At 68.5% G+C, this 11,748-nt stretch carries 11 protein-coding genes; 4 read left to right on the forward strand and 7 right to left on the reverse strand.

All coding sequences use genetic code 11. The features are described from left to right. Window positions 1-81: 81 nt before the first annotated feature. Together oxc and TSO352_RS21205 are read right to left on the reverse strand one after the other, a co-directional pair. A complete protein-coding gene (oxc, locus tag TSO352_RS21200) occupies window positions 82-1,845 on the reverse strand; it encodes an oxalyl-CoA decarboxylase (protein WP_199231687.1) in 1,764 nt (587 codons plus the stop codon). A gap of 44 nt (window positions 1,846-1,889) precedes the next feature. Then, window positions 1,890-2,684 carry a GntR family transcriptional regulator gene (locus tag TSO352_RS21205; RefSeq protein WP_247872292.1) on the reverse strand — a complete coding sequence of 265 codons (795 nt, stop codon included), beginning with the start codon at window positions 2,682-2,684 and terminating at the stop codon, window positions 1,890-1,892. A 173-nt stretch (window positions 2,685-2,857) separates the two neighbouring features. On the opposite strand from TSO352_RS21205, the gene TSO352_RS21210 reads away from it, so the two are divergent. Together TSO352_RS21210 and TSO352_RS21215 are read left to right on the forward strand one after the other, a co-directional pair. After that, a complete protein-coding gene (locus TSO352_RS21210) occupies window positions 2,858-3,682 on the forward strand; it encodes an IclR family transcriptional regulator (protein ID WP_109109219.1) in 825 nt (274 codons plus the stop codon). 1 nt (window position 3,683) lies between these two features. Further along, complete coding sequence (locus TSO352_RS21215; protein ID WP_146210778.1) at window positions 3,684-4,817, forward strand: AraC family transcriptional regulator; 1,134 nt, start codon at window positions 3,684-3,686, stop codon at window positions 4,815-4,817. Here the strand turns inward: TSO352_RS21215 and TSO352_RS21220 are convergent. From TSO352_RS21220 to uraH, 4 genes are all read right to left on the reverse strand, one after another. Beyond that, window positions 4,698-5,441, reverse strand: coding sequence for an SDR family oxidoreductase (locus TSO352_RS21220; protein ID WP_109109220.1), 744 nt, complete (start codon window positions 5,439-5,441; stop codon window positions 4,698-4,700). The two genes, TSO352_RS21215 and TSO352_RS21220, sit on opposite strands and share 120 nt — an antisense overlap. A 124-nt stretch (window positions 5,442-5,565) precedes the next feature. Then, complete coding sequence (locus tag TSO352_RS21225; protein ID WP_109109221.1) at window positions 5,566-6,486, reverse strand: LysR family transcriptional regulator; 921 nt, start codon at window positions 6,484-6,486, stop codon at window positions 5,566-5,568. 162 nt (window positions 6,487-6,648) lie between these two features. After that, entirely contained in the window at window positions 6,649-8,418 is a 1,770-nt protein-coding gene (gene gcl / locus TSO352_RS21230; protein WP_109109222.1) for a glyoxylate carboligase, read from the reverse strand. A 126-nt stretch (window positions 8,419-8,544) separates the two neighbouring features. Then, window positions 8,545-8,907 carry a hydroxyisourate hydrolase gene (gene uraH, locus TSO352_RS21235; RefSeq protein WP_109109223.1) on the reverse strand — a complete coding sequence of 121 codons (363 nt, stop codon included), beginning with the start codon at window positions 8,905-8,907 and terminating at the stop codon, window positions 8,545-8,547. A 324-nt stretch (window positions 8,908-9,231) separates the two neighbouring features. Between uraH and puuE the strand changes: the two genes are divergently transcribed. Together puuE and uraD are read left to right on the forward strand one after the other, a co-directional pair. Next, a complete protein-coding gene (gene puuE, locus TSO352_RS21240) occupies window positions 9,232-10,161 on the forward strand; it encodes an allantoinase PuuE (RefSeq protein WP_109109224.1) in 930 nt (309 codons plus the stop codon). 11 nt (window positions 10,162-10,172) lie between these two features. Then, the gene (gene uraD / locus TSO352_RS21245) at window positions 10,173-10,685 is read left to right on the forward strand and encodes a 2-oxo-4-hydroxy-4-carboxy-5-ureidoimidazoline decarboxylase (RefSeq protein ID WP_109109225.1); all 513 of its coding nucleotides are present in this window, start codon (window positions 10,173-10,175) and stop codon (window positions 10,683-10,685) included. A gap of 93 nt (window positions 10,686-10,778) precedes the next feature. On the opposite strand, the gene TSO352_RS21250 is transcribed toward uraD, so the two are convergent. Then, the coding region (locus TSO352_RS21250) for an NAD(P)(+) transhydrogenase (Re/Si-specific) subunit beta (RefSeq protein WP_109110781.1) at window positions 10,779-11,748 on the reverse strand (970 nt) is incomplete at its 5' end.

An 11,748-nucleotide genomic window follows, 5' to 3' on the forward strand; every position in this document is an offset into this window, starting at 1 on the left:
GATCCGCACGCCCTGAAGTGCCTTGCCCATCTGTCTCTCCCCTGCTCTCTAACGTCGTGATGGTCGGTTGCGCGTGCCGTTTCAGGACGGCATCTTGCGCACGCTGCTGGTCGGGTTCAGGCTGCCGATGTTGCCGCTTTCGGTGCCCGCCGCCGGATCGATGGCGGCGTTGACCAGGGTCGGCCGGCCGCTGTCCATCGCCGCGCTGACCGCGCGGTACAGCTCGTCCGGGTTGGTGACGTGGACACCGACGCCGCCGAAGGCTTCCATCATCTTGTCGTAACGGGAGCCCGGCACGAAGACCATCGGCGACGGGTCGGCCCCGCCGGTCGGGTTGGTGTCGGTGCCGCGGTAGATGCCGTTGTTGTTGAAGATGACGATGCAGACCGGCAGGTTGTAGCGGCAGATCGTCTCCACCTCCATGCCGGAGAAGCCGAAGGCGCTGTCGCCCTCGATCGCCAGCACCGGCTTGCCGCTTTCCACCGCGGCGGCGACGGCGTAGCCCATGCCGATGCCCATCACGCCCCAGGTGCCGACGTCCAGGCGCTTGCGTGGCTGGTACATGTCGACGATGCCGCGGGCGAGGTCGAGCGTGTTGGCGCCCTCGTTCACCAGCATGGCGTCCGGACGTTCCTGGATCACCCGGCGGAGCGCACCCAGCGCGCCGTGGAAGTTCATCGGCGACGCGTTGCTCATCAGCTTCGGCGCCATCTTGGCGATGTTCTGCTCGCGGCGCGACGCGACGGTGGTCATCCAGTCGGTCGGCGGGGTGAGCCCGCCCTCGATGCCCTTCAGCAGGACCTCCATGACGGACGCGATGTCGCCGACCAGCGGAGCCTGGATTTCGACGTTGCTGTCCATCTCCTTCGGCTCGATGTCGATCTGGATGAATTTCTTGGAGCCGGGCTTGCCCCAGGTCTTGCCCTTGCCGTGCGACAGCAGCCAGTTCAGCCGCGCGCCGACCAGCATGACCACGTCGGCCTCCTGCAGCACCAGCGAGCGGGCGGCACCGGCCGACTGCGGATGGGTGTCGGGCAGCAGGCCCTTGGCCATGCTCATCTGCAGGAAGGGGATGCCGCTCTTCTCGACGAAGGCGCGGATGGTGTCGTCGGCCTGGGCGTAGGCCGCCCCCTTGCCGAAGATGACCAGCGGACGCTTGGCGCCCTTCAGCAGGTCGAGCGCGCGGTCGACCGCCTCGGCCGACGGGTACTGCGCCGGGGTCGGATCGACCACCTTGACCAGCGACTTGGCGCCTTCGGCCGCGTCCATCACCTGGGAGAACAGCTTGGCCGGCAGGTCGAGATAGACGCCGCCCGGACGGCCCGACACGGCGGCGCGGATGGCCCGCGCCACGCCGATGCCGATGTCCTGGGCGTGCAGGATGCGGAAGGCGGCCTTGCACAGCGGCTTGGCGATGGCGAGCTGGTCCATCTCCTCATAGTCGCCCTGCTGGAGATCGACGACCTCGCGCTCCGAGGAACCGCTGATCAGGATCATCGGGAAGCAGTTGGTGGTGGCGTTCGCCAGCGCGGTCAGGCCGTTCAGGAAGCCCGGCGCCGACACGGTCATGCACACGCCCGGCTTCTTGGTCATGAAACCGGCGATGGCGGCGGCGTTGCCGGCGTTCTGTTCGTGACGGAACGAGACGACCCGCATGCCCTCGGCCTGCGCCATGCGCAGCAGGTCGGAGATCGGGATACCGGGGACGACATACAGGTTGTTGATGTCGTTGAGCTTGAGCGCGTCGATGACGAGCTGGAAGCCGTCGGTCAGTGCCGGCGCGTCTTCGACAACAGATGCTTCCGTGGCCAGGTTCTTAGTGATCGTTGCAGCCGCAGTAGACATATGGGTGACTCCTCCCCGAGGCTCCAAAAAAGGTTCAAGACCGGTTAGTCGAGGAAGGCGCAGTGCCGTTCCACGTACTGTGCGAGACCGAGCGTGTGTTCGCGCACCCGACGCTCCGCGAGATCGGCATCGCGGGCGGCCAGCGCCTCGATGATGTCCCGATGCTCGTGGATGGACTGGTCGGCACGATCGCCGAGCCCCATCGTGGCGCGACGGATCGCACGCATATGAATGAAGAAGCGGTCGGTCAGGTCCGAGATCAGGCTGGAGCCCGAAGCCTGGACGATGCTTTGATGGAAGACGATGTTGGCGTCGGAATATTCGGCGACATGCTCCGCCAACTCGGCTTTCGTGTATTTGTCGAACGCGGCGTGCAGGAGTTCCAGCTTTTCCGTGGTGGCGTTCTCGACGAACAGGCGGGCCGCCATGCCTTCCAGGGCGGCACACACCGTGATCATCTCCACCAGTTCGGCCTTCGTCTTGCGAACCACGAAGATCCCGCGCCGCGGTTGGGAGCGGATGAACCCCTCCTGTTCCAGCAGCGCCATCGCCTCGCGCACCGGCGTGCGGCTGACACCCAACGCTTCGCACAGGCGACGCTCGTCCAACCGGATCTCGCTGCTCTGGCCGTAGATGTTCATCTGGGTGATGGCCTGGCGCAGCGACTGGTAGGCTTTCGCCTTGAAACTCATCCCCTGCTCCAGGGGCTCCACGGCAAATCGTTCTCGGTTCATCACGGTTCCGACCCTTTGCGCGCCGACGCCGGCGGCGCCGCTTGTTGTCGTGAGCGTTCCTGTGCGAGCGTTTGGATAACCGCCCTCTGGCGCGTCGTTTTGCATTATCGATACGGTATACCAGATGCCAGACACCGCGCAAGGACAATTGCGGGAACCTCGAACTATTTCCGCCGCCGACGGAGTTGGGTCCGGGTTGGTGCGTTTTTTCTGGTCAATGCGCGATAATCGCACTATTTTGACGGCTGACCATCCGTTCCAGGGGAAGGAACCCGCCCATGGCCGACACCCAGGCGCAGGCCGAAGGCGCCACGGCAAGCGCCGCCGACGAGGCCGCGGATCCCAACTTCATGACCTCGCTGGCGCGCGGCCTGTCGGTGATTCGCGCCTTCACGGAGCGTGAGCCGAACCTGACCATCGCCGACATCGCCAAGATCACCGGCCTGCCGCGGGCGGCGGCGCGGCGCTGCCTGCTGACGCTGATGCAGTTGGGCTATGCCGGGTCGGACGGCCGCAGCTTCTTCCTGAAGCCGAAGATCCTGGCGCTGGGCTATTCCTTCCTGTCGTCGGCGCCGCTGGCGACGATTCTCGACCCGCTGATCGAGCAGGTCAGCGGCGCTGTGCAGGAATCCTGTTCCGCCGCCGTGCTGGACGAGGACGACGTCGTCTACATCGCCCGTGCGGCGACCAAGCGGATCATGTCGGTCGGGCTGAACGTCGGCAGCCGCCTGCCGGCCTACTGCACCTCGATGGGCCGGGTGCTGCTGGCGGCGATGCCGGAAGCCGACCTCGACGCCTATCTGGCGCGGGTGCCGCTGAAGCCCTTCACCGAACGCACCATCACCGCGCCCGACGCGCTGAAGCGCGAGCTGGAGCGGGTGCGCGAGCGCGGCTTCTCGTTGGTCGACCAGGAGCTGGAACTGGGCCTGCGCTCCATCGCCGTGCCGATCCGCACCGCCGCCGGCGGTGTGGTGGCGTCGATGAACGTCAGCGCCCAGGCCGCCCGCGTCACCTGCCCGGAGATGGAGGTGCAGTTCCTGCCCCGCCTGCTGCGCGCCGCCGACGAGGCGCGACTGCTGCTGGTGCGCTCACGAGGGGTGTGAGGTGGAGGCCCGCCCTGCCCCAGGCGGCGATCCCCTGTCCGACATCCTGACGTTGGCGGGCAGCCGCTGCACCGTCGCCGGGCGGCTGGCGGCCGGCGGCGCCTGGGCGCTGCGCTTCCCGCCGCCGGGAGTCGTCAAGTTCATCGCCATCATGGCCGGCAGCGGCTGGCTGGCCGTCGACGGGGAAGCCCGTGGCGGGATGGGCAGTGGCGGAATGGCCAGTGGCGGAACGAGGGAGCCGCGGCGCCTCGACACCGGCGACGTGGTCATGCTGGCCGCCGAGCGGCCCTACCGGCTCGCCAGCGACCTCGCGGTGCCGGCGGAGGATGGCGCCCGCGCCTTCGCCATGGCGGCCGACGATCCCGCAAGAAGCGATCAGGTGACCGTCGGCAACGGCGCGGAGTTCCTGGCGGTCGGCGGGCATGTCACCCTCGACCCCCGGCATGGCGACCTGATCCGGGACGCCCTGCCGCCGCTGATCCATGTTCGCTCGGGCGCGCCGGAGGCGCCGGCCATGCGCTGGCTGCTCGACCAGTTCGGCACGGAACTGGCCGGCGGGCGGCCCGGCACCACCCTGGTGGCCGGGCAGTTGGCGCAGATGCTGTTCGTCCAGATCATCCGCGCCCATCTCGCCACCTCCGGTTCGCTGGGGCTCGGCTGGGCCGGTGCGTTGCGCGACGCGCGCATTGCCCCCGCCCTGCGACTGATGCACGGCGATCCCGGCCGCGCCTGGCAGCTCGGCGAGCTGGCGCGGACGGTCGGGATGTCGCGGACGGCGTTCGCCGTGCGCTTCAAGGCGGCGGCCGGGGTCGGGCCGCTCACCTATCTGCTGAACTGGCGCATGCGGCTGGCCGAACGGGAGCTGCGCCACGGCACGACCCCGGTGTCCGCCCTGGCCCTGTCGCTCGGCTACACGTCGGAAAGCGCGTTCAGCAACGCCTTCAAGCGCACGCGCGGGATGGCGCCGAGCCTCTACCGCAGCCGCCATGCGCCGGGTGGGCGGTCGGTGGAACGGTCAGGCCTGCGCGGTGGGGCGGACGATGATTTCGCCCACGTCGACATCGGCGGGCTGGTCGATGGCGAAGGCGATCGCGCGAGCGATGGCGTCCGGCGGGATCCCCAGGGCGTCGCGTGAGGTGGCGTGCCGCGCCCGCACCTCCGGACTGGTGATGCTGTCGATGAAGTCGGTCCGGATCACGCCGGGCGAGACGACGGTCACCCGCAGAGTGTCGCCGGCCTCCTGCCGCAGCCCTTCGCAGATGGCGCGCACCGCGACCTTCGTCCCGGCATAGACCGCCATCGTCGGCACGATGCGGTGCGCGGCGGTCGACGCGGTGGTGACGATATGCCCGCTTCCCTGGGCGCGGAAGACCGGCAGCGCCGCGGCGATGCCGTAGAGGACGCCCTTGATGTTGACGTCCACCATGTCCTCCCAATCCGCCACCCGCAAATCGTCGAGCGGCGAGATCGGACCGATCCCGGCGTTGTTGACCAGGACATCGAGCCGTCCGAACCGCTCGCAGGCCAGCCCGACCAGGGCCGTCAGGTCGTCGCGCCGCCGGACGTCGGTCGGCCGGAAGACCGCCTCGCCGCCGGCCGCCGCGATGCGCTGGACCAGCGCCTCCAGCCGGTCCGCCCGGCGGGCGCCGAGGACCAGCTTCGCGCCGGACCGGGCCAGACGCAGAGCCGTCGCCTCGCCGATGCCGCTGCTCGCCCCGGTGATCGCCACGACCTTGGTGGTGGGTGATGAGCTGTGCATGAATCGTCTCCGTTGGGTGCGACGGAGACGATAGGCGCCGGAGATCGAACGATGAATGCGCGTCCGTTCGCAAGATCTGCGCGATCGTTCAAGAAGGGTGCCGGAACGCGCGGCAAACACCGGTCTAGAGGATCGCATCCGGCGACATCGCCGTCAGCGCCGCCTTGATCTTCGGCACCATGTGGTCGGCGAAGGCGCGCACCTTGGCCGGGACCAGCGCGCGGTGGGGGTAGAGCACCGCCAGCGTCACCGGTTCCGGCGGGCAGTCCGGCAGCACCGGCACCAGCGCGCCGCTCGCCAGATGCTCCGCCACCTCCCACAGCGGCTTCATGGCGACGCCGCGGCCGTCCAGCGCCCAGCCGGTCAGCACGTCGCCATCGTCGGCGTCGAAGCGCCCCGACACCGGCAGCTTGACCGGCTGGCCGTTCTCCAGCACCGACCATTGATACTGCTGGGTGCCGGGGAAGCGCAGCAGCAGGCAGTTGTGGCCGGACAGGTCGGCCGGCTTCTCCGGCCGCCCGCGCTCCGACAGGTAGGACGGCGCCGCCACCAGCACGCGGCGGACGTCGGCGATCTTGCGCACGACGAAGCTGGAATCCTTCAGCGCCGACATCCGCACCGCGACGTCCACCGCCTCGCGCAGCAGGTCGAGCAGATGGTCGGACAGCCGCAGCCGCACCTCGACCAGCGGGTGGGCGGCGCAGAAGTCGGGAACCAGGGGCGCCAGGATGCGGCGACCGAACCCCAGCGGCGCCGTCACCCGCACGCTGCCCGACGGCACACCGGAGCCGGCGGCGATGCTGCTGTGGGCGCGCTCCACCGCCTCCAGCACCTCCAGGCAGCTCTGGTAGAAATCCATGCCGGTCTCGGTCGCCTGCAACTGCCGCGTCGTGCGGTTCAGCAGCCGGACGCCGAGATGGGTTTCCAACTGCTGGATCCGATGGCTGACCATCGCCGGCGACATGCGCAGGTTGCGTCCGGCGGCCGACAGGCTGCCCAGCTCGACGACGCGGACGAAGATGCGCATGTTCTCAAGCAACGCCATGCTCGCGGAGACTCCCTGCCGGACCGGTGGGTTGCGGGTCGCCAGGGACGCTAGCACGCACTCTGCGGCGAGGGAATTTGCGCGATGCAGCAAGCCCGCCAAAAAAGAAAGCCGCCGGAGCGCATCGGCACCCCGGCGGCTTTCCCCAGCAGGACAGGATCGTCAGACCAGGACCGTCTCGCTCTCGTCCACCGGCAGGTCCAGCGTCTCCTCGAACTCGGTGACGCTGTCGATGTCGGCGCCCATCGCTATGTTGGTCACCCGCTCCAGCACCAGTTCGACGACGACCGGCACCTGATGCTCGTCCATCCAGGCCTGGGCCTGGGCGAAGGCGTCCTGGATGCGGTCGGGTTCGGTGACGCGGATCGCCTTGCAGCCCAGCCCTTCGGCCACCGCGACATGGTCGACGCCGTAGACGCCGATCTCCGGCGCGTTGATGTTCTCGAACGAGAGCTGGACCTGGAAATCCATCTGGAAGGCGCGCTGCGCCTGCCGGATCAGGCCGAGATAGGCGTTGTTCACCAGCACATGGATGTAGGGCAGCTTGTGCTGGGCGCCGACCGCCAGCTCCTCGATCATGAACTGGAAGTCGTAGTCGCCGGACAGCGCGACGATGCGCCGCTTCGGATCGGCCACCCGGACGCCGAGCGCCGCCGGCAGGGTCCAGCCCAGCGGGCCGGCCTGGCCGCAGTTGATCCAGTGGCGCGGCTTATAGACGTGCAGGAACTGCGCGCCAGCGATCTGCGACAGGCCGATGGTGGTGACGTAGGTGGTGTCCTGGCCGAAGGCGCTGTTCATCTCCTGATAGACGCGCTGCGGCTTCATCGGCACTTGGTCGAAGTCGCTGCGGCGGTGCATCGACCGCTTGCGGCCCTGGCAGTCCTTGGCCCAGGCGCCGAGGTCCTTGAACTTGCCGGCGGCCTTCCATTCCTTCGCCACCGTGATGAACAGGTCGAGCGCGGCGCCGGCGTCCGAGACGATGCCGAGATCGGGCATGAAGACGCGGCCGATCTGGGTCGGTTCGATGTCGACATGCACGAACTTGCGGCCCTTGGTGTAGACCTCGACCGAACCGGTGTGGCGGTTGGCCCAGCGGTTGCCGATGCCCAGCACGAAGTCGGACTTCAGCATGGTGGCGTTGCCGTAGCGGTGGGCGGTCTGCAGGCCGACCATGCCGGCCATCAGCGGGTGGTCGTCGGGGATGGTGCCCCAGCCCATCAGCGTCGGGATCACCGGCACGCCCAGCAGCTCGGCGAACTCGACCAGCTTGGCCGACGCGTCGGCGTTGATGATGCCGCCACCGGCGACCACCAGCGGCCGTTCCGCCGCCGCGAACATCGCCAGCGCCTTTTCGACTTGGCCGCGGGTGGCGGCCGGCTTGTAGACCGGCAGCGGCTCGTAGGCCTCATCGTCGAACTCGATCTCCGCCATCTGGACGTCGATCGGCAGATCGATCAGCACCGGGCCGGGCCGGCCGCTGCGCATCAGGTGGAAAGCCTGCTGGAAGACGTAGGGCACCTGCGCCGGCTCCAGCACGGTCAGCGCCCACTTGGTCACCGGCCGGGCGATGTCGGGCACGTTGATTGCCTGGAAATCCTCCTTGTGCAGGCGGGCGCGCGGCGCCTGGCCGGTGATGCACAGGATCGGGATGGAGTCGGCGATCGCCGAATAGAGGCCGGTGATCATGTCGGTGCCGGCCGGGCCGGAGGTGCCGATGCACACGCCGATGTTGCCGGCGTTGGCCCGGGTGTAGCCCTCGGCCATGTGCGAGGCGCCCTCGACATGGCGGGCCAGCACATGGCGCATCGTGCCGCGCCGCTGCATCGCCGCGTAGAAGGGGTTGATCGCGGCGCCGGGGACGCCGAAGCAGACGTCGATGCCCTCCCGCTCCAGCACCCGCACCGCCGCTTCCGCCGCCGTCATTCTCGCCATCGCTCGGCTCCTCACTCAATACGCGATTGTTCGTGAGGACAGCTAAGCGCGCGGATCGCTGGTGCGGCAAATCAATGGGTTGCCTTTTCCACAGACTGGAAAGCGGCGCGAACGGGGGATAGGGCGTCAGCTGCCGCGATAGGTCGAATAGGCCCAGGGGGAGACCAGCAGCGGGACATGGTAATGCTGGGAGGCGTCCCGGATGCCGAAGCGCAGCGGCACCTCGTCGAGGAAATCGGGGCCGTCATCGGCGTCGGGGCCGCTGATGGCGCCGGTGCGGCGGAAATACTCGCCGACCAGGAACAGCAGCTCGTAGCGGCCGGGCTTGAAGACATCACCCTGGAGGGCGGGCGCATCGAGCCGGCCGTCGGCGTTGGTGGTGAACTCGCCGAGCACGGTGCCGGTGTCGAGGCTGGTCAGGCGGATGCGCAGGCCAGGCGCCGGACGCCCGGCGGCGATGTCGAGGACGTGGGTGGTCAGGCGGCCCATGGGTGTGCGGTCTCCTTGGGGTTGAGTGGTCGCTGTGACGGCCCCCTCCCCATCCCTCCCCCGCTCCGCGGGAGAGGGGGCAGGAGCCTTGCGGCAATTCAGCGGAGTTCCCTCTCCCGCGAGAGCGGGGGAGGGTTAGGGAGGGGGCACGCGCAACAACAACTCGTCATCGAACCACAGCCTAAGCCCAACCACTCTTCCCTGCCCACCCGCGAAAATCCGGAAACTGTCTTCACCGCCGCGCCCAATCCGCCGATTGAACCCCCCGCCACCAATGGCTTAGCCTAGTCCCCGCTTTGACCGCAGCGCAAAAGCGAGACGACGATGACCGACACCGCCCAGCCCCAGGGCTACCCCCGCGACATGATCGGCTATGGCGCCACCCCGCCGCAGGCCAAATGGCCGGGCGGCGCCCGGGTCGCCGTGCAGTTCGTCATCAACTACGAGGAGGGCGGCGAGAACTGCGTCCTCCATGGCGACGCGGCGTCGGAGGCCTTCCTGTCGGAGATCGTCGGCGCCCAGCCGATCCCCGGTGCCCGCCACATGAACATGGAGTCGATCTACGAATACGGCTCCCGCGCCGGCTTCTGGCGGCTGCACCGGCTGTTCACCGAACGCGCGATGCCGATCACCGTCTACGGCGTCGCCATGGCGCTGGAGCGCAACCCGGAGGTCGTCGCCGCGATGAAGGCCGCCGGGTGGGAGATCGCCACCCATGGCTGGCGCTGGATCGACTACCAGCATCTGCCGGCCGAAGTGGAGCGCGAGCACATGCTGCGCGCCATCGAGGTCCACACCCGCGTCACCGGCGAACGCCCGCTCGGCTGGTATCTCGGGCGCTGCAGCCCAAACACCTGGCGGCTGGTCGCCGAGGAAGGCGGCTTCGTCTACAACGCCGATTCCTACGCCGACGACCTGCCCTATTGGGACGACCGCCACGGCCGGCCGCAGTTGATCGTGCCCTACACGCTCGACGCCAACGATATGCGCTTTGCCACCAACCAGGGTTTCAACAGCGGCGACCAGTTCTTCGCCTACCTGAAGGACAGCTTCGACACGCTGTATGCGGAGGGCGAGACGGCGCCGAAGATGCTGTCGGTCGGGCTGCATTGCCGTCTGGTCGGTCGGCCGGGACGCGCCGCGGCGCTGGCCCGCTTCCTCGACTATGTGCGGTCGCACGACAAGGTGTGGGTGGCGACGCGGCTCGACATCGCCCGGCACTGGGTCGCCGAACACCCCTACGCCCCGACGTGAGAGATCCCGCCATGCCCTACAGCCTGGACGACCTGAACCGCATGGACCGCGCCGCCTTCGTCGCGGCGCTGGGCGCGGTGTTCGAGGACAGCCCCTGGGTGGCGGACGCCGCCTGGGAGAAGCGGCCCTTCGCCGATGCCGCCACCCTGCGCGCCGTCATGACCGACATCGTGCGCAACGCCGGGACGGAGCGGCAGCGCGCGCTGATCCTCTCCCACCCCGACCTTGCCGACCGCGCCAGCCGCCCGGCCAACCTGACCGCCTTCTCGCAGACCGAGCAGGCCAGGGCCGGCCTGAACGAGTTGACCGAGGCGGAGGCGCAGGAGCAGCGCGACCTGAACCGCGCCTATCGGGAGCGCTTCGGCTTCCCCTTCATCATGGCGGTGCGGTTCAGCAGCAAGCCGGAGATTCTGGCGGCGATGCGTGCCCGCGTGGCGAACGAGCCGGAGGTGGAGTTCGGCCGCGCGCTGGAGGAGATTTACAAGATCGCCGGGTTTAGGTTGGACGATCTGGTGGTGGGATAGCGTCGGCTGCCGGATGCCCCCACCTAACCTCCCCAAAACGAAAAAGCGCGCCGCCCCAACCGGAACGGCGCGCTTCCACGTCCAACAACCCCCTTACGCTTCCATCGCCTTCACCACCTCTTCCGTCACCTTCTTGGCGTCGCCGAACAGCATCATGGTGTTCGGCCGGAAGAACAGCTCGTTCTCGACGCCGGCGTAGCCGGCCGCCATGCCGCGCTTGATGAAGAACACCGTCTTGGCCTTCTCGACATCAAGGATCGGCATGCCGTAGATCGGGCTGGCCTTGTCGGTCTTGGCCGCCGGGTTGGTCACGTCGTTGGCGCCGATGACGAAGGCCACATCCGCCGTGCCGAAGTCGCGGTTGATGTCCTCCAGCTCGAACACCTCGTCGTAGGGGACGTTGGCCTCGGCCAGCAGCACGTTCATGTGGCCGGGCATGCGGCCCGCCACCGGGTGGATGGCGTATTTCACGTCCACACCCTCGTGCTTGAGGGTGTCGGCCATCTCGCGCAGGGCGTGCTGGGCCTGCGCCACCGCCATGCCGTAGCCGGGGACGACGATCACCGACTGGGCGTTCTTCATGATGTAGGCGGCGTCCTCGGCCGAGCCCGCCTTCACGCTGCCCTGCGGGCCCTTGGCACCAGCCGACGCCCCCGCCGCCTCGCCGCCGAAGCCGCCGAGGATGACGTTGAAGATCGAGCGGTTCATGCCCTTGCACATGATGTAGGACAGGATCGCACCCGAGGAGCCGACCAGCGCGCCGGTGATGATCAGCAGGTTGTTCTGCAGGGTGAAGCCAATGCCGCAGGCCGCCCAGCCGGAATAGCTGTTCAGCATCGAGATGACGACCGGCATGTCGGCCCCGCCGATCGGCAGGATCAGCAGGAAGCCGAGCGCCAGCGCCACGACGACGATCAGCCACATCGCGGTATCGGCGTTCGACTGCACCAGCCAGCCGATCAGGATGACGGTCAGCACGCCGAGCGCCGCATTCAGCGGGTGCTGCATCGGGAAGACCAGCGGCTTGCCGGTGACCAGCCCCTGCAGCTTGGCGAAGGCGACG

Origin of the sequence: Azospirillum sp. TSO35-2 (assembly GCF_003116095.1) — a bacterium.
Classification (GTDB): Bacteria; Pseudomonadota; Alphaproteobacteria; order Azospirillales; family Azospirillaceae; genus Azospirillum.